Source organism: Neptunitalea chrysea (assembly GCF_027924145.1).
Classification (GTDB): Bacteria; Bacteroidota; Bacteroidia; order Flavobacteriales; family Flavobacteriaceae; genus Neptunitalea; species Neptunitalea chrysea.
The window spans coordinates 124,753-144,206 of sequence record NZ_BRVP01000001.1 but is presented as its reverse complement, the minus strand read 5'-3'; the positions used below and the strand labels follow the sequence as shown (position 1 = coordinate 144,206).

Sequence of the window (19,454 nt, the reverse complement as noted above, 5' to 3'; positions counted from 1 at the left end):
TTACTATTTTAGTTATTTAAAATTTTACGTAGCGCCAACAACAACTTATTTACATCTTTCTCTGTATTGTAAATATGAAAACTCACGCGTAATCGGTTTGCTCTGTACGATGCAATAATAGATTGTTCTCTTAAAACCCCAAGGTACTTTTCCTCTAGCTTTAAACTAAAAATAGTAGATAACTGATTAGGTCTATTTTCTACTGCGTCATCTAACAACCCTAATTCTTTAAACCCTTTATAAGCTTTTACAGATAACCCCGTTAAATAATCTGAAATATCAGTTAAATTAAGATCTGTTAAATACTCCAGCCCAAACTGCATACTGCCAAAGTTGAACATATCTAAATGTCCGGGGTCTAATTTCCTAACTAATGAAATATCAGTAGCCTCCATATTACCATCTGCCGATGCCATTCCGGTAGTCTTCACATCAAAACGAGACATTACTGCATCTGTAAACATAAAAAAGCCACAACCATAACCACCTAACATCCATTTGTAAGCACTCGCACCAATTACATCAATTCCTGAATCTTTAAAACTAAATGGTTCTGTTCCAAAGTACTGTGTACCATCTGCTATTAACAACAACTCCGGAAACTCAGCTTTCAATTTCTTTATAAAAGCAAGGTCTATCTTAACCCCGTTAATAAACTGCACTATACTAAACGCAAATACGGTTGGTTTTTCTTCTTTTACTTTTTCTAAAATAACCTCTTCTAAATTAGCTGTAATAGGCAAAGTAACTACCTTAAGCCCTCTGCTCTCTACAGACCAGTTAATAGATGGATAATCTACATCTAACAACAATACTTTCTCAGTTGGTTTTAAACCTTCTATTAAAGCATTCATCCCCCAACTAAAATTAGGCACTAACGAAACATTAGTAGCCTTGCCATCAAAAAAGTTGGCTACAGATTTTCTAACATTATTAAAAAAAGACACCTGCTTTTCACGGTATATACTTCCACCTATTAGAAAATCCAAATCTTGCTCTTGGCGGTAATCTAACATATCTTCAGAAAGCAACCCACTGGCTGCCGTATTTACATAGGTATAATTTTGTGCTACAGGAAAATCCTTCTGTACTTGTTTCATATCATTAATTTGGTTTTAAAAATTGAGTCACCTTTTTAGGGTCTTCTGCAATCTCTTTAATTACCTTATTTCGTTTTTCTAAAAATCTGTGCATATATCGCTCTAAAAATAACACGTCCGCCAATTTCCCTAAAATCCCTAAGGGTGCTTTGTATTCAAAAATATCATTCATACACACCCTGTTCTCTTTCATATAAAAATAGTGCTGATGATTCATAGATTTAAAAACACCTTTCACCATCCTATCTTCAAAAAAATAAGGCGCTTTAAATTTTGATATTTCTACAGTTAGATACTGATACACCCCTAAATGTCTTGCCCGCCAGGTTACCACATCTCCTAGACCTAATAGTCCGTTAGTAACACCATCAACTGCCTTTTCATTTGTTTTAGAAGTAGACAACTCATGCAGTGCTACACTCCTACTCAAATTAAAAACAGTTACAATATCTGAGGTTATATTTGTTTCTAAAACAATTTTAGGCATACCACAAAGGTACTACAGAGATTAACATTTTTTAAAAACTCGGCTTTTATTTTAACTGACATTTATTAAAACCTATATTTAACACCCTGAATAAAATTGTATCTTTATAAAAAACACTGTTATGAGTCAAAAAAGTAAATCTGAAGATACCTTGGAAGCCTCTCAACATGACCTTATAGAGACTGCCAAAAAACGAATGAAACAAAAAAGAATAGTATACATTCATTGTATTTTATTTTTAATAGGAAGTATATTTTTGCTCATTTTTAATAAAGTACTGGGCTACTATCCAAACACTAACTGGTCGGTTTGGGTAATGACGGCTTGGGCTTTTTTAGTGTGTATACACACTATAAACGTATTTATTATCAATCGGTTTTTAGGCCAAGAATGGCAACGTGCACAAAAAGAAAAACTGGTTACTATACAAAAGAAACGAATTGCCAAACTACAGCAAGAGGTAGAGAAAGAATACCCTTTAATTTCAAAAAACCAATAAATAGAAGATGATTACAATCATTGCCGCTGCGGCAGAAAATAACGCTTTAGGTAAAGACAATGATTTGGTATGGCATTTACCTGACGACTTTAAACGTTTTAAAGAACTTACAACGGGGCATCATATAATTATGGGCAGAAAAACGTTTGAAAGCTTCCCTAAGCCATTACCTAACAGAACACATATTGTAATAACTCGCAAAACCGACTATAAACCGGAAGGTTGTATTGTAGTGCACTCTCTAGAAGAAGCCATAGCTACGGTTACTAATGATGATACACCTTACATTATAGGTGGTGGCGAAATATATAAAATGGCGATTGAGGTTGCCGATTGTATAGAACTAACTAGAGTACATGGCGAATTTGAAGCTGATACTTTTTTTCCTGAAATTTCATCTAAAAACTGGAAAATAGTAGATTCTGTGTTTCATGACAAAGATGTAAAACACGCATACTCATTCACGTACCAAACCTATAAAAGAAAAAAATAATCGGAATCAGCACTCATATATTACATCGTATTTCCGAACAAGACGGTTTTCAGTTACTATCATACAAACCTTTAGTGGGTGGCGATATTAATGAAACCTTTCTTCTTGAAACCAATTTAGGTACAAGAGCTCTAAAACTGAATAGCGCCAATGCGTTCCCTACTATGTTTGATGCAGAAGCATATGGGCTACAACTGTTGCGAAATACTAAAACCATAAGAATTCCGCAAATATATGCTACAGGGGCTATAGAAGAGACTTCGTATTTAATTATGGAGTACGTGAGTGCAGGAAAAAAAACGGCTAATTTCTGGCAACTTTTTGGGGAACAATTAGCTAAACTACACCAACAAAGTAATGCTACATTTGGGTTAGATAAAGACAACTATATAGGCAGTCTACCTCAATATAACAAAGTAACTATTGACAATTCGGCCGACTTTTATATAGAAAATCGACTGAAGCCTCAGTTTCAAATGGCTGCTAAAAACGGATATACGTTTCAGCGTTTAGAGCGATTCTACAATTATATAAAAGAACTGATACCAAATGAACCACCAGCCCTTATTCATGGAGATTTGTGGAGCGGCAATTTCTTGGTTGGTGAAGATGGGCATCCTTGTGTGATAGATCCGGCAGTAGCGTATGCCCCAAGGGAAATGGATATTGCCATGATGCATTTGTTTGGTGGTTTTTCAGAAGAATTATTTCAATATTACAATACTGTTTATCCGCTACAAAAAGACTGGAAAAAAAGGCTTAGCCTTTGGCAATTGTATTATTTACTGGTACACCTAAACCTTTTTGGTAGCAGTTATTTAGGTTCAGTTGCTACTATTATAAGACAATATAGTTAATCATGTTAAAGGCTAGAAGCTTAATAAATAAGAATTTGTTAAATTTGCCGTCACTAAATAAGAAATTATGAATGCATATGTATTTCCCGGTCAGGGAGCGCAATTTGTAGGTATGGGATTAGACCTTTATGAAAAGTCTCCTATAGCGCAAGAACTTTTTGAAAAAGCGAACAACATTTTAGGATTTCATATAACAGACATTATGTTTGAAGGAACTCCTGAAGATTTAAAGCAAACCAAAGTTACCCAACCGGCTATATTTTTACATTCCGTAATCTTAAGCAAAGTTTTAGGGGATAGTTTTAAACCAAATATGGTTGCAGGTCATTCTTTAGGTGAATTTTCTGCTTTAGTTGCTAACGGAGCATTACCATTTGAAGATGCTTTAACCCTAGTTTCTAAAAGAGCTTTAGCCATGCAAAAAGCATGTGAGGTTACACCAAGCACCATGGCTGCTGTATTGGGCTTAGCCGATGCTGATGTAGAAAGACTTTGTGAAGAAACTGAAGGTATTGTAGTTGCTGCAAACTATAACTGCCCAGGACAATTAGTTATCTCTGGTGAGGTTGAAGCTATTAACACTGCTTGTGAAAAAATGAAAGAAGCTGGAGCAAGAAGAGCATTAGTGCTACCTGTTGGTGGTGCTTTCCATTCTCCATTAATGGAACCTGCACGAGAAGAGTTAGCTGCTGCTATTGAGGCTACTAAATTTGTTACGCCAACATGCCCAATATACCAAAATGTAACTACAACTGCTGTTACCGACCCTACAGAGATTAAGAAAAACTTAATCGCTCAATTAACAGCCCCAGTAAAATGGACACAAAGTGTTGAGCAAATGATTGCAGATGGTGCTACCTTATTTACAGAAGTAGGACCAGGAAAAGTACTTCAAGGTCTTGTGAAGAAAATAAACAAACAATCAGTAGTTGCTTCAGCTGAAATACCAGCAGAATAACAACTTTTTAAATCATATAAAAAATGCCCTTCATTATGAATGAAGGGCATTTTTTATTTTAATGACTTATAACGCAATCACTACAATCTTTAACCTTACCATAGTATGTTTCTCTATACTTATGTAAAGTTTTGTATGGTATGCTTGCAAAAGTTTTTTGTATGTAGGTCACTTTTGCATTAAACATACCCATTTCATCTGAAAACCTTTTTTCCTGTTTCGTTCTTCTTTGAACGCCTATCAGTCCCATGGTATATTTCAATTTTTAATTCAATACCTATTATAACATTTTAAAACTTAAATCCAAATTTTCAACAAATAATTAGCACATTGATAATGGTTTAACATTTATTTTAAGAAAGATGTTAAATACTTTTAAAATTAGATCTCCCCATCCTATCGGCTTTAAATTTACAGTACAATAATTAAAAAGAAAGTAAATTATGTTAAGATGGTCAATCACATTTATCGTTATCGCTCTAATAGCCGCTGTATTAGGTTTTGGAGCCATTGCAGGTACTGCTGCATTTATTGCTAAAATTTCATTCTTTGTATTCTTAGTGTTATTTATTATCTCACTAGTAAAGAGTGGTACAAAAAAGTAGCAAACTACTTCGGGGCAAGTCTCTGAGCATTTAATCTCAATTATTGAGTAAAAACGTTAACCACCAAAAAATTAATGCACAAGAAAAACATGTGTTACCGTTATGGTAATGTTTATAACATTGTGTAAGCTGGCCCTAATTAAACTGTTTATTTACCCAAAAACTCTAGGTTTAATTAGGGAAAAGGTGAGAGCATTTATGTATAGTTTACGCTATAAAATAACAACCGAATTCTTCTCTCAGCATCTGTTCTATTTGTGCTATTTCATTCATTACTAAAGACTGTTTTCTTCTCCCGAAAAATAAGGTAGTTTCCACCGGTGTATACCCTTCCCATATAGTATAAACACAACCATCTGTAACCGCTTTTTTAGATAAAAAATCTGGTAAAATAGCCAGTCCTTCCCCTTCCGATAAACATCGAATTATAGAATACTTATTGGGTACAATATAATTTGGTAAAAAGTCGGGTAACTCGTTAAAATTGTTTTCCCAAAATGTATTCAACATCTTCATATCAGATGCAGTATTGTACCAAATTTGCTTTCGCAACCAATCTTTAAATTGCTCTTTATCTGCTTTATCTATGGTTTTTAAACCCGACAAATCCATCTTCCTACCCGCTATCAAAATTAAACGTTCATTGGTATACGGAGTAAAAACCAATGACTTATTAGTACTTACTTCCGAGGTTAAAATTAAATCTATTGCTCCGTTTTCTAACGCCTGAGTAAGCTTTACATTAGAATCGAATTGCATAATCAGGTTAAAACCCAGATTAGGAATATACTTTTCTAAGGCCTGCTGAAATGTTTCAACACACATCCCTACGCTAACCGTTGCACGCTCTTCACCCGACTTCTTTTTAAAACGCATTTCAATGTCTTCTAAATTTTGTAAAGACACATTAATTTGCTGATATAATAAATGTCCTTTCTCGGTTGGGATCATTTTTCTAGGAGTTCTGTCAAACAAAGGAAACCCTGTATATAACTCTAAAGCATTTAAATGTAACCCTACTCCAGGCTGTGAAATATACAATTGCTTTGCTGCTCCACTCATGGTACCTGTTTCATATATCTCCTTAAAAGTTCTAAACCATTCTAAATTTGACCGCATACATCTATAACTTTACTTATACAAAGGTCAAATTTACATTATTTTTATTAGTAATAAAACCGCTTTAAGTTTGTCATGTAATTATAAAAGAATATTGATATGACAAAAGTTTTTGCTATTAACGGCGGATATAAATTTGCCCATTCCCCTGGTCAATTTAACCATACTTTACTAGAATTAGACAAACACTATTTTACCCCTGAAAACGGTTTTGAACTGCGAACCACAGATATTAACGAACCCTATAACCCAGAAGAGGAAGTAGCGAACTTTCTGTGGGCAGATGCAATCATCTACCATTTTCCTATCTGGTGGTTTGCCATGCCATATGCCCTCAAAGAATATATAGATTTGGTGTTTACCGCCGGACATAGAAAAGGAATGTATTACAGTGATGGCCGTAAAATGGAAAACCCCGACATTAACTATGGTAAAGGAGGTTTGCTTATAGGAAAATATATGGTTACTACCAGTTGGAACGCTCCTGAAACTGCCTTTACTTTACCTGAAGAGTTCTTTAAAGAAACTAGTGTAGATGACGGTATTTTATTTGGTTTTCATAGAATGAACGAATTTATTTCTTTACAGAACATTCCAAGTATGCATTTTTATGATATTGAAAAAAACGGAGGAACTGAACGTATCAATCAATTAAAAGATGAATACGTAAATCATTTGCAAACGTATTTTTGTTCATACATTCATAAAACCCAATCACGTTAAACTCATTTATTCTGTAAAAACGTTAAAGAAGTTGGATAAATCATCCAACTTTCTTTACTTTAAATTAAAAAGCACTATGTACCAACTAAAATTTATAACTCTTGCTATTGTAGGAATTTTTAGCCTTATCTCATGTGGCGATAAACCTGAGAAAAAAGCCACTAGTAAACCTATAGCTGATTCAGTAACTACAGCCATTGAAATAGCGCATTTTAAAGGACAACAAGTAACCGGAGTAACGGTTACCGATGCCGGTAGAATTTTCGCAAACTTCCCAAGGTGGCGTACAGGAGTGAATAATTCAGTTATAGAGGTATTTGAAAACGATATCCCAAAGCCCTACCCATCCGCTGAATGGAATACTTGGGAAATAGGAAACCCCGTATCAGATTCTACCTTTGTAGCGGTTCAATCGGTGGTGGCTAAAGACAGTATGCTGTATGTTTTAGACACTAGAAACCCGCTGTTTAAAAGTGTTATAGACGCCCCGCGAGTTTTTGTTTTTAACCTGCATAACAATTCACTTCGTGATATCCTTATCCTTACCGAGGGTAGCTATAAACCCAAATCATATATCAACGATTTGCGAATAGACACTAAAAATAACATGATCTATTTTACCGATAGTGCGCAACCGGGTTTGGTGGTTTACAATTTAAAGACCAAGGAAAGTAAACGTGTGTTAGATGGTCATTTTTCCACCTCATCAGAAGTCGATTTTCTTACCTTCCACGGAGAGAAACAAAAACGCACAGTACATTCAGACGGTATTGCCTTAAAAAACGACAGGCTTTATTATCACGCCCTTACAGGGTATAGTCTTTTCTCGGTACCTGTTGACTCGTTGATAAATGGTTCGGAAACAGGTATAGAAAAAAGTGTTACCAAAGTAGCTACAACCGGAGCACCAGACGGAATGATTTTCGACCAACAAGGAAACTTATACTTAGCCAATTTAGAAAAAGATGCGATAGATTATCTTACTCCAAAAGGTGAATTAAAAACCTTACTAAGCGGAGCACAGGTAAAATGGGCCGATAGCTTTAGTATATTTAACGGCTATTTGTATTACACCAACTCCCGAATTAATGAGGTAAAAGGCACTATAAACGATATGGAATTTACCATTTATAAGGTGAAGATTTAAAAACCGTTTATGGTAAAACGCTTCAATAATTCATAATTTATGCTGAAACCAGATAAGGTAATGACTTTTATTTGGTCATTACCTTCCAAAAGTATTTTAATATCCTTAGGAAGAACTTCGGCTTCGGCTGTCTTAAGAAATTCTTGAAGGGTTGTATCTTTTAAATCTCCATTATCAAACGCCTCTTTGAACAAAGACAGATTATTTTTATAGGGACCTATAGAAAGTGCCAACATAAAAATCAACACCAATAAAGCGTCATCAATAGCACCCTCCTCTTCCTTATAAATCAAATCTTTATGCGTTTTTAAAATACGATAAACATTTAAATACCTCTTTACTAACCTAGGACTACCTCCTATTAAGACACTGAAATATTGCAAACTCTCTACTTCTTTCTTTGTAAGAATGAGTTCTTTCACTAAATCTTCTTCCGACTTAGTATCTACAATGATCTCGGGTTTACTTGGTTCAGGTGTACCTCGTTCAGGTTCATTTTCCCCTTGATATCCTATTAGCATACCATCTTCCTTATTTATTTCTTCACGCAAAGGAAGAGCTTGAACATTAGCGATATTTGAAATCATTGTATTAATATCCTTCTCCTCTGGTTTTTTAAGATTATATGGTACCTGAAATATTTTCTCTAAATAATTAGAAACTTCCAAAGGCTCTATAATTCCTATATCTGCTTCTACATGAGAAAACTGAGCAAAATGCTGTTTATACAATGCATTCTTTACCCACCTTGGGTCTACACCAACCACTACTACAAATAAAGGGTAGGCCATTAAAAGATTTACAGCCTCCAAAACCTCTACTACTTTTTGCTCAGGACACCTATCTAAATCATCCACATACAATATAATTCGCTGTAAACTTTTTTGATTTTTAAATAGTTTTTTAAATTCTTTATCTGCAACCGATTGTTCTTCCCGATGTCCTGCCAATAAAGTATTTAACGTTTCCAAATCCTGACGTACCGTTGAAATAATACCTAAATGTTGTTTATAATCAGAACCTCCCGCACGCTTATCTATAAAATTCATTAACGCCTCAGTTGATAATGCATGCTCTATTTTATACTGTATTTCAGATTGTATCTTCTTATGCCCAATAACATTACCTTCAACTAATAGAATTTCCTTTTCTTTCTTCTCTATCTCAAACTTTAGCGCCTTTTCCCATTGTTCAAGTTTATATAAAGCTGCTTCTTTTTTATCATTATACTCTTTTTTAAGTTTCCAAAAAGGAGCTATATAACTATCAAATTTTTCTTTTAATTTATACAATCTTGCTAATACCATAGATGCAACAGGCACTATCTGTATGAAGATATCCGATAGATGAACTTTCATCTTATCCAATTGCTCTCCTAACATAGGTCCTAAATAGATAGCCCCCCCAATAAATAAGATCAGTAAAATATGTTTCCACCAATCCTTTATTGAAAAAAGCATTCGCATATAGGTTGTTATTGTGTTTAAATGTTCATACACTTTCTCAGGATCATCCTGATAATCTTCAGGGACAAAATTCGCAAAATCCTTAGATGAAAGTTTTTGAAGCTCCGCTAATTTTTCTTTGTACTTATATTGTTTTTTTACTCCCTCAAGAACATCTACCACAGAACTCCTTCTTAATTGCTTAATTTTCCCTTTCAATTCACTGGCAAGCTTTACTTTTTTATCATCTAATACCTTTAGTTCACTCTTTAAAACTTGCTCTTTCTCTTCTAGTTGCAATAGCTCTACCTTGGTAATGTTCAGATCTTTAGTTAGCTTTTTTTCTATCTTCCTCTTTGCTTCATCATCTACACTATGATCTTTAATATACGCATTGAGTCCTTGAAATATTTTAGAGGTTAAACTAGCCCATAAATTGGCATCCATATACGACCAAGCATTAAACTCTATATGGGCAATGCCCGTGCAGTACACCTTTTTCGGATTATTAGAAACCCCTTCAATGGTCCCTTTCAATTGTTTCATAAAAAAACTCTTTCCGCTTCCCCACTCTCCAAAAAGGGCTATTGCTAATGGTGGCGTAAAACTATCTGCGGCAATAACTCTAGCAAAAGCCTTTACGTCCTCCATTATATTTAAACTATCAGCTCCTCTATCTGAATCTGAAGAAATATTGGCTAATTGTTCTTGCCATGTACTAATTTCTGTAGTAGGTTTAAGTTGATACGATTGTATCTGATGAATTATATTCTCCCTAACACTAGTAGCGGTAATACCACTTATAATTTTGTTTACATGATCTAGACTAGCTTCCTGAATCGTTTCTCGATAATGCCCTAATCCTGATACATCAAATTGAATGTCTTTAACTAACCAATCTACCTCTAATTTAGTTCCATTTTTAGGATTTTGGGTTACCACACCAAACCCTTTTATCCTTAAAATACTATCTCCCTTTTTGGCATAGGTCGACTTATGCACCAAAAAATCACCCGGCTTTACATTGTCTACTATCGTAGCAAACTTTTCATTACTACTTCCATAACCATTTTCCCAATACCCTTCTTTATAAAAAGCATCAGCCATTTCACCACGATCCCAGATAGTCCCAACTATATAGAACTTAATACTATTTTTTAAAATATAAGCTTCTAACTTCATGAAATCATCTTCCTTCAAATATTCCAAACTAGTAGCCATATTCATCTCTTCAAATAGCTTTACTCCTTCACTATCATCTGGAATAGAAAACACTACATTAAAAGGCACATCCAACTGATAATCCGTTATAATCTCATATTGAATTTTATAACTCTCAGAATAAGATAATCCAGCTACACCTGTACCCATTAATGGAATCCAAATATTTTTTTTGATAATAAAACCGCTTAATTCTTTTAAGGCATTAAGTAAATTAATTTTTAATAATTCTATTGGTAAGTTGTTCCTTGAATAATCTATTGTTACAATAAAAACAATTAAGAAACCTTTCCCTGAATAAACATCAAATCCTTTTAATAAATTAAGTTGGCCAGTTATAGATTCATTCAATCCTTTAGATTTCAACACGAATCTATTCAACTGCCCCAATGATCCTTTTCCGTCTATAGGTACAAAAATAACATCATACCCCCTTGTAGACTCTCCTAGCTTTACTTCAAATAAATCATTGGGTCTAAAGGATTTCATGGTAGAGTAATTATAGTGGTTATAGCCTATAAATTTACCAAATTTTTATGCGATTAAAATACTTACTACTAAGTATTCTTTCTACTTATGTTATAAAGATGCTAATTATATTTAAAGTAACCTTACAGATTTATATCTTAGCAGTTTATTTAATATACCTCCCTTTTTAAATTAGTAAAGTGAAACCAACAACGCCAAAAACCAAAAAGCCTAATATTTTTAAAATATTAAAACCGTATAGAGGTTTGGTTATACTGCTCATTCTGTTTGCCTTATTAAGTAACGGATTAAATTTATGGATCCCGAAGATTATTGGAGACGGTATCGATTCTTTTAGCAACAACACCTTTTCTGCCAATACCATTATAAAAACCTTTGGTTGGGTTGCAGGGGTTATTTTTGTGTTCACTTATTTACAAAGTGTTTTACAAACCTTTACGTCTGAAAAAGTAGCCCGTGATTTACGCAATCAGTTATCCGATAAAATATCTAGGCAGAGTCATGCATTTGTACAAAAGGCGAACCCGTCTAAACTATTAACCAACTTTACTTCAGATATCGATGCCATTAAACTATTTGTTTCTCAAGCCGTGGTATCTATGTTTTCTTCGGTTTTTGTAATTATTGGAGGGAGCATTTTATTGTTAAGTATCGATTGGAAACTGGCGCTAACCGTTATCGCTATTATCCCGGTGATTGGAGTTGCCTTTTTTCTGGTACTTAAAAAAGTAAAAGTATTGTATACCGAGAGTCGATCGGTAATAGATCGTCTAAATAAAACTATTAACGAGAGTATTATTGGCGCGGCATTAATACGCGTGGTAAACTCGCAACAGCAGGAGTATCATAAATTTATGGAGGTGAATGCACGCGCACGTGATTTGGGTCTTTCTATTTTACGATTGTTTGCAGCCCTTATCCCAATTATCATCTTTGTAGCCAATATGGCAAATTTGGTTATCTTGGTTTTGGGTGGACATTATGTTATTGAAGGTGATATGACTCTAGGAGATTTTGCTGCTTTTAGAAGTTATTTAGCCCTGTTAATATTCCCTATTTTGGTGATTGGGTTTACAAGTAATATTATTGCACAGGCAACAGCTTCATATATTCGCATCAAAGAGGTATTAGATGCCGAAGACACCGAATATAAAGGCAGTAAAACGAGTCCTTTAACCGGACGTATTACCGTGAGTAATCTTAACCTAACGTATGACCAAAAACCCATATTAAAAAATGTTGGTTTTACCATACAACCAGCAGAAAGAGTCGCTATTATTGGGCCTACTGCTGCCGGAAAAACGCAATTACTAAATATACTTACCGGCTTGCTTTCACAAAATTCGGGAACTGTTTTATATGATGGTGATACTATAGAAACCTACAAGTCTACTAAATTCTACATGCAAATTGGATTGGTATTTCAGGACAGTGTATTGTTTAATATGACCATTAGAGAAAACATTGCATTTAGCAATACAGTAAAGGATACCGATTTACAAAAGGCGATAGACACTGCAGAACTGGCCGACTTTATTAAAGAACTACCAGACGGATTAGACACCAATATTGCCGAACGCGGTACAACGTTATCAGGCGGACAAAAGCAACGAATTATGCTAGCTAGAGCCTTGGCTCAGAATCCTAAGATTTTATTTTTAGATGATTTTACAGCACGTGTAGATACACAAACCGAACAACGAATTTGGCACAACCTAAGGGTTAATTATCCTGAGATTACCTTAGTATCGGTTACCCAGAAAATTAATGCGGTGTTAGATTATGACCGTATCATTCTGCTAATGGAAGGCGAATTATTAGCCACCGGAACACACGAAGAGCTACTACATAGCAGTCCGGAATATGTACAAATATTTAATTCACAACAAAGCACCAGTACGTATGAACTATAATTTAGATCAGCTTTTTGAGCAACAGAAAAAGACTTCTAATGTCCGTGCTTTAAATAAATTATTCAAGCTTATTCCGCATGAAAAGAAAAATTTGTGGTGGGCATTCTTTATCATTATTATCAACGCTGCTTCTAAATTAATAGCTCCTTTATTAGTAGGATATGCAGTAGATAATGCCGTTACTACCGGAGATTATAAAAGTTTATTGTATTATGCTGCTGCGGTTTTAGCCACGTATTTGGTAGCCAGTGGTACGCAGTACTTCCAAACTAAAGTAATGGGTTCTATTGGGCAACGCATGCTATACACCTTACGTAACGCTTTATTTAACAAACTACAAGAACTTCCTATTGGGTTCTTTAATCAGAATAAAACAGGAGATATTATCTCTCGTGTAAATAACGATACCGATAAAATTAACCAGTTCTTCTCGCAATCATTAATGCAGTTTATAGGCAATATGGCTATTATGATTGGTGCCGGAGTATGTTTACTGGTAATTCATATTCAGTTGGGGGCTGCTACCCTTATTCCTGGGGTGTGTATATTTGCTTTTACGCTAATTGTTTCGCCATGGATTAAAAAACGAAACGCCATTAGTTTAAAAACTACCGGAAATTTAAGTGCTGAAGTACAAGAAAGTCTTAGCAACTTTAAAGTAGTTATTGCTTTCAATAGAAGAGATTATTTCAGATCACGTTTTTCGAAAGTAAATAACGAAAATTATGATGCCTCTATCAAGGCCGGACTTGCTAACAATCTGTTTGTTCCGGTATACGGATTAGGTGCCAATTTTGCACAGCTTATTGTGTTGGTGTATGGTATTAGTTTAATAATAGCAGGCAATTTCACGGTTGGACTCTTAGTGAGCTACATAGCCTACGCACAAAGCTTCTATAATCCTTTACAGCAAATAGCTGCCTTATGGACCAACTTTCAACTGGCTATGGCTGGCTGGGATCGTATTTCTCAAATTTTAAATCTGGAGAGTGACCTTGCCATAGTAGAAATCACCAATACACCTCAACATAAAAACGCTGTATTGAGTTTTGAGAAAGTACATTTTTCATACCCTGAAGGTAAAGAGGTGTTACACGATATTAACTTTAATCTTGAAAAAGGAAAAACCTATGCGCTGGTGGGGCCTACCGGTGGAGGTAAAACAACTACAGCGTCATTAATTGCCCGATTGTTTGACCCAACATCGGGTACTATTTATCTAAATGGAAAAAATTTAAAAAGCTACACCACAAAAGAACGCACTCATAAAATCGGATTTATTTTACAAGAACCTTTTCTGTTTAGTGGTACAGTAAAAGATAATATTCTTTATGGAAATTCATCTTATGAAAATACTTCTGATGAAGAGCTTATTAAACTATTGCATAACTCAGGATTAGAGGAACTGTTAAGCTTATTCAACAAGGGCTTACAAACCGAAGTTGAAGATGATAGCAGTATCAGCTTAGGGCAAAAGCAAGTAATTGCCTTTATGCGTGCTGTATTGCGCAACCCCAATTTACTAATACTAGACGAAGCCACCGCAAATATTGATACGGTAACAGAACAGCTATTAGATAAAATCTTAAAAAAACTTCCTAAAGAGACCACCCTCATTATTATTGCACATCGTTTAAACACCATTGAAAGTGCCGATGAGATTTTCTTTATTAACAACAAACAGGTAGAACCTGCCGGATCTTTGGAAGAAGCGGTTACTAAACTAATGCAAGACAAAAGAAATTCGTAAGAAGCTATACATCATTAGTTTTCGGTATAGTTTTTTTATACACCTGACAAATATCATTGGTAGTTAAACACTCGATAGTGTTTATTGAAAACTAAGCTATTTCTGTATATTTTTGTTTAGAATAAATCTAAATAATAATATGAGACTTCAACAATACAAAACAGGCATATTTTCTTTTATAATTGTGTTATTGTTTATGCCTATAGGTCACGCCCTTATGGTGTTAAACCAACAATTACTTCTAGACTATAAATACACAGGAGCCTTTTGTATTGGGCTTTTAGGAGTCATTGCTCTTAGATCAGGTTTTTCGGTAGATAAAAAAAAGTCGACCGCTACTTTACTAGGGTTACTAGCAGGCATTTTAGTTTGGACCGGGTGGATTGAATTTTCATTTGTATGGATTGCAGAAAAAATTGGTACACTTCCGCTAACAGAAAACGGAACCGTAGTTACTAAACCCGAATATCTTATAATGCCTTCAAGTTTGGGATTGCTGGGTACATTTTTCTTGTTCTACGTATTTTCATATAACAAATGCCAATTTTTTAATTGGATACAAAAACAAATTGGCATTAAAAAAAGCTTAAAATCAAAAGAGAAAAGCAAACCGATTGCTTTGGTTACCTTTATAGAAACCATTATGATATTATGGACTTTTTATCTGGTGCTATTAACAGTGTACGATTCTGATATTGCAGGAGACAAACACCCTGTAACGTATATCACCGCATTTGGCTCTTTACTTTGGTCTGCCTATTTAATAAGAACCTTGGTAAAGATTAAAAAGTTTGATTATGCTATTAGATATGCAGTTCCTACAGTAATCATATTCTGGAACTTTGTAGAAATTTTAGGACGATGGAATGTATTTAAAGAAATTTGGATACATCCAATGGAATTTTGGTTAGAGCTCTCGTTACTAACCTTTGTACTAATAACCTGTATAGGGTACTATTTTGTATCCTCTTATTATGTGAAAACAAAATTTTTAGTAAAGTAATAGAGTAAGTTCACGATGCCTTTATTAAGAATTATATGTCTATTTCGAGATAAATTTAGAGCGTTTAATATCTTAACCTTTTTTTTATAATGAACTAACGTACATTTAAGCCTATAGCCGTAATTTCAATTTCTGATAGCCCCCAATATTTTGAAAATACATACTAAAAACTTAGCCTTTCAGATCTGGCAGTCTTTTATTTATTTGGCATTAATTCTTGCCTTATGGTTATTTTTGTATTTACGTACCGATAAAGAAACTAATAAGGTTTCTGTATTTTCTATTAAGCTATCTAAGACACAAAACCGATTTTCAGAAAATTTCATCAACTATCAGAACTTTATTTTAGCAGGGTATAAAGATCCTTCTTTTTACACTCGTAATACACAACCTAACATAGATACCTACCTTAATAATCTCCAGATAAATCAAAAAGCATTGTCCTATTTAAAAGGAGATTCTAAAAATCTGAGTATTGCTATTCAAGATTCTATTAAAACAGCAAACAATAACTACCAGAAGTTAATTACCTTAGCCTGGGACACCAGAAAAGCAATACAACTAAGAGGCTTTAAAGATTATGGTACTGAAGGGAGCATGCGAGAAGCTGCTCATAAAATAGAGCGCCTTGACGTAATACCAAAAGATGTTATACTACAGCTAAGAAGACATGAAAAAGATTTTATGCTTCGTGGCGAACATATTTATCAAGAAAGATTCAACTTTCTTATTACTGAAATTGAGAAACAGTTTAAAAACGACGCTCAAACACTAGAACTGTTAAACACCTACCACACTACCTTTAATGAGTACGTAGAAAAAAGCAATCTGTTAGGGTTTTACAATGAAACAGGACTTATTAATGATGTAAAAAAACTGCACGACCAGATTAACAATAACTTGGTAAACATTAAAAGCATCACGGCCGACAAAATGATGCAGTTGAATAAAACCAACTCCAACTACCTGATAATTCAAACCATTTTTATTGGAATCATCGCTATTTTTGCCAGCACTTATTTAGTAAAAACACTTACCCACGATATTAAACTTATTAATGATCGATTTAGGTATTACATTCAAAATGACTTTCTAAACAATCCTAATAACTCGCTTCCGGCACCTAAATTTAAGCTTTCGGCAATTGAAATACGGAGACTGTTCTCTAATTTTCAACTTATGAAGGAAACCTTAAATAAAACCATTGTAAGGCTTAATGAAGAAAAGGAAAAAGCAGATCGAAACGTTCACTACAAAGCTCGATTTTTAGCCAATATGAGTCATGAAATACGCACCCCTCTTAATGGTATTATTGGTATGTTGCAGATTATTGAAATGGAACCTTTAAGCGATGAACAAAAGAAAAACATTCAACTAGCCAATTACTCTGCTAACCACCTGCTAGAACTGGTGAACATGATTCTGGATTACTCCAAACTGGAAGAAGGTAAAATGACTATTGAAAACAATACCTTTCAACTAAATAGTGTATTTAAAAACATTGAAGGTATTTTTAAACATCAGGTTAAGGAAAAAAACATCGCTTTTAAAACCAAAATAGATAAAAGCATCCCAAAACAACTTAAAGGAGATGTGTTGCGTTTACAACAGGTATTGCTAAACATTGTAAGTAATGCCATTAAATTTACCCACATAGGTAGTGTAAGTCTTGTAGTTAAAAAGGTAGCGAAAACAGACACCCATACGGTAGTACGATTTACAGTAAAAGACACCGGTATTGGAATAGAAAAAGATCAGCAAAAGCGCCTTTTTGAAGCCTTTGTACAAAACGATATTTCTACCACTAGAAAATATGGTGGTACCGGATTAGGACTTACCATTAGTAATGAGCTAGTACAACTTATGGGAGGTACATTACACTTAGAAAGCACCCCTAACCAAGGAACCAAGTTTTACTTTGAACTAAGCTTTGAGGTGGCCCATATACCTACTTCCCTGACACATACAACAGCTAACAATACCAAATTAGACAAACTGAAAGGCAATCGTATTTTAATAGCCGAGGATAACAAAATAAATCAAATGGTATTGCAACGTATGCTATCCAAGCTACAGGTAGCATATACTATTACCCATAATGGGAAAGAAGCTTTAGATGAATATCTAAGTAACGATTATGAGCTTATGCTTATGGATATTCAAATGCCCTTATTAAATGGTATTGAAGCTACTAAACAAATTAAAGCTACCCAAAAATACAAAGACACCCCTATTCCTATTATAGCGGTAACTGCCTCTGCTTTTGAAGAAGACCGAAAACTTGCCTTTACCGAAGGTTTGGATGACTTCCTTACGAAGCCAGTTATTTTTGAAAAGTTACAGATATTATTAGAGCAATACTTAGGAGAGTAATCACGAAGACAATAAAAATAATAGACAACAATAATTCAAAAAAATTAACCCCGCCACAAACAATGCCGAGGTTAACTTTAACAAGTTATTATTAAATGCATTTTAAATCAAGCCTCAAGTAATTTTAAAAAGATAGCCGGTTCGCCTGCCGAAATGGTTGTTAAACCAAACTGCGTATGAGTATCTCCTGAAGGTGTTTTTGCCGTTATAGAAATATTTTGCGCCCCTAGCACTAAGCTGGAAACACGATCTCCACTATCTACCTCAATACCCATTAAATGCGGTGTTCCAAAACGAGTAGTGATAACATACCCCTCGCCATTCATAATAATAGTTCTGGATAATGGAGTTATCCCAGGAAATCTCTGACTTACGGTGATACCTGCTAACGGAGTTAATCTGATATAATCAGATGGGTCTATCATACCTAATCCTATACTGGTATGCAGCACATCTTCAGTAGCAGGTTTTCCTAATGTAACGGTACGACCGAATTTTGCTGCTAAAGAATTATCTATACAATACATCCATTCTGTTTTTATGGTTTTTCCATCAGCTGTTTCACATACCGCATAATAGGCACCGTGAATACTTAAAGGATTCTGAAACTTCCCATCGGCATTCAAGTCTAAATTGTAAAATACGCTGGTCATTAAAGTTCCAACGGTATACGTTCCTGTGGCTCCTGTAAGAATCACTTCTTCTAACGGCTCTAACGGATTAAAATACGCATAGACCGTAACGTTCTTAACGGCAATCGGGATTCCTTGCATAATAATTCAGTTTAAAGCGTTTGAATATGAGTAATATGCGCCGAACCGTTTAAAGCAAAAATGCTTACAATGGCAGCCCCTTCTCCCATCACAAACTCAGGAGTTGACGTATTACAGAAAAACTTGTAATTAACACCATGAACCACTTGCGATGATACCGCTACCGGAGTATAGGTTACCCCTACAAAATCTTTTAATGCTGTTTTAAAGGCCGCTGATGCCTCACTTGAAATATCGGAAGTATAAGGAGTATACGCTCATACCATTACATCTGTCATAATAAAAAGTTTTAGAAAATTGAGTCCTACTCTATTTAAGGCTTTTCGGAAACACCTTTGTAAACAATTCACTGTAGCTACAAAATCGATTGTGAATTACGTACTTCTCAAAATTCCAATTTTATTAAAACGAATACATACCCTATACGGGGTATAATCATAAATACCTATTTAACAGTATTCTAAACATATAAATACGTAAGGAGAAAGAAAACAAAAAA

16 protein-coding genes are annotated in these 19,454 nt (G+C 34.5%); 11 read left to right on the top strand and 5 right to left on the bottom strand.

Annotated features, from left to right (window positions below):
• Positions 1 to 8: 8 nt before the first annotated feature.
• Together NBRC110019_RS00600 and NBRC110019_RS00595 are read right to left on the bottom strand one after the other, a co-directional pair.
• A complete protein-coding gene (locus tag NBRC110019_RS00600; protein ID WP_281751260.1) occupies positions 9 to 1,100 on the bottom strand; it encodes an aminotransferase class V-fold PLP-dependent enzyme in 1,092 nt (363 codons plus the stop codon).
• 4 nt (positions 1,101 to 1,104) lie between these two features.
• The gene (locus NBRC110019_RS00595) at positions 1,105 to 1,587 is read right to left on the bottom strand and encodes an SRPBCC family protein (protein WP_281751258.1); all 483 of its coding nucleotides are present in this window, start codon (positions 1,585 to 1,587) and stop codon (positions 1,105 to 1,107) included.
• Positions 1,588 to 1,708: 121 nt separating this feature from the next.
• Here NBRC110019_RS00595 and NBRC110019_RS00590 point away from each other — a divergent pair, with 121 nt between their 5' ends.
• The 5 genes from NBRC110019_RS00590 (at position 1,709) to NBRC110019_RS00565 (ending at position 4,999) form a co-directional block, all read left to right on the top strand.
• Entirely contained in the window at positions 1,709 to 2,086 is a 378-nt protein-coding gene (locus NBRC110019_RS00590) for a 2TM domain-containing protein (RefSeq protein ID WP_281751256.1), read from the top strand.
• 7 nt (positions 2,087 to 2,093) lie between these two features.
• The gene (locus NBRC110019_RS00585) at positions 2,094 to 2,579 is read left to right on the top strand and encodes a dihydrofolate reductase (RefSeq protein WP_281751253.1); all 486 of its coding nucleotides are present in this window, start codon (positions 2,094 to 2,096) and stop codon (positions 2,577 to 2,579) included.
• Complete coding sequence (locus NBRC110019_RS00580; RefSeq protein ID WP_309297632.1) at positions 2,576 to 3,436, top strand: fructosamine kinase family protein; 861 nt, start codon at positions 2,576 to 2,578, stop codon at positions 3,434 to 3,436. Before NBRC110019_RS00585 ends, NBRC110019_RS00580 begins: the two co-directional genes overlap by 4 nt.
• Positions 3,437 to 3,503: 67 nt before the next feature.
• Positions 3,504 to 4,394: an ACP S-malonyltransferase gene (gene fabD / locus NBRC110019_RS00575; protein ID WP_281751251.1), complete on the top strand. Its 891-nt coding sequence runs from the start codon at positions 3,504 to 3,506 to the stop codon at positions 4,392 to 4,394.
• 443 nt (positions 4,395 to 4,837) lie between these two features.
• Positions 4,838 to 4,999, top strand: coding sequence for a DUF1328 domain-containing protein (locus tag NBRC110019_RS00565; RefSeq protein WP_281751246.1), 162 nt, complete (start codon positions 4,838 to 4,840; stop codon positions 4,997 to 4,999).
• A gap of 207 nt (positions 5,000 to 5,206) precedes the next feature.
• On the opposite strand, the gene NBRC110019_RS00560 is transcribed toward NBRC110019_RS00565, so the two are convergent.
• Positions 5,207 to 6,118 (bottom strand): LysR family transcriptional regulator, encoded by a 912-nt coding sequence (locus NBRC110019_RS00560; RefSeq protein ID WP_281751244.1) that lies wholly within the window; start codon positions 6,116 to 6,118, stop codon positions 5,207 to 5,209.
• Positions 6,119 to 6,217: 99 nt separating this feature from the next.
• On the opposite strand from NBRC110019_RS00560, the gene NBRC110019_RS00555 reads away from it, so the two are divergent.
• Together NBRC110019_RS00555 and NBRC110019_RS00550 are read left to right on the top strand one after the other, a co-directional pair.
• The gene (locus NBRC110019_RS00555; RefSeq protein WP_281751242.1) at positions 6,218 to 6,841 is read left to right on the top strand and encodes an NAD(P)H-dependent oxidoreductase; all 624 of its coding nucleotides are present in this window, start codon (positions 6,218 to 6,220) and stop codon (positions 6,839 to 6,841) included.
• A gap of 76 nt (positions 6,842 to 6,917) precedes the next feature.
• Positions 6,918 to 7,988, top strand: coding sequence for an L-dopachrome tautomerase-related protein (locus NBRC110019_RS00550; protein ID WP_281751240.1), 1,071 nt, complete (start codon positions 6,918 to 6,920; stop codon positions 7,986 to 7,988).
• Here NBRC110019_RS00550 and NBRC110019_RS00545 read toward each other — a convergent pair.
• Positions 7,985 to 11,143, bottom strand: a complete 3,159-nt coding sequence (locus NBRC110019_RS00545; protein WP_281751238.1) for a P-loop NTPase fold protein — start codon at positions 11,141 to 11,143, stop codon at positions 7,985 to 7,987. The genes NBRC110019_RS00550 and NBRC110019_RS00545 overlap by 4 nt on opposite strands.
• Positions 11,144 to 11,322: 179 nt before the next feature.
• Here NBRC110019_RS00545 and NBRC110019_RS00540 point away from each other — a divergent pair, with 179 nt between their 5' ends.
• The 4 genes from NBRC110019_RS00540 (at position 11,323) to NBRC110019_RS00525 (ending at position 18,182) form a co-directional block, all read left to right on the top strand.
• Positions 11,323 to 13,056 (top strand): ABC transporter ATP-binding protein, encoded by a 1,734-nt coding sequence (locus tag NBRC110019_RS00540; protein WP_281751236.1) that lies wholly within the window; start codon positions 11,323 to 11,325, stop codon positions 13,054 to 13,056.
• Complete coding sequence (locus tag NBRC110019_RS00535; RefSeq protein ID WP_281751234.1) at positions 13,046 to 14,806, top strand: ABC transporter ATP-binding protein; 1,761 nt, start codon at positions 13,046 to 13,048, stop codon at positions 14,804 to 14,806. Before NBRC110019_RS00540 ends, NBRC110019_RS00535 begins: the two co-directional genes overlap by 11 nt.
• Positions 14,807 to 14,945: 139 nt before the next feature.
• Positions 14,946 to 15,809 carry a hypothetical protein gene (locus NBRC110019_RS00530; protein ID WP_281751232.1) on the top strand — a complete coding sequence of 288 codons (864 nt, stop codon included), beginning with the start codon at positions 14,946 to 14,948 and terminating at the stop codon, positions 15,807 to 15,809.
• Between the two features lie 150 nt (positions 15,810 to 15,959).
• Complete coding sequence (locus NBRC110019_RS00525) at positions 15,960 to 18,182, top strand: ATP-binding protein (protein ID WP_281751230.1); 2,223 nt, start codon at positions 15,960 to 15,962, stop codon at positions 18,180 to 18,182.
• Positions 18,183 to 18,289: 107 nt separating this feature from the next.
• Here NBRC110019_RS00525 and NBRC110019_RS00520 read toward each other — a convergent pair whose 3' ends face one another.
• The gene (locus tag NBRC110019_RS00520) at positions 18,290 to 18,955 is read right to left on the bottom strand and encodes a hypothetical protein (RefSeq protein ID WP_281751227.1); all 666 of its coding nucleotides are present in this window, start codon (positions 18,953 to 18,955) and stop codon (positions 18,290 to 18,292) included.
• Between the last annotated feature and the right edge of the window lie 499 nt (positions 18,956 to 19,454).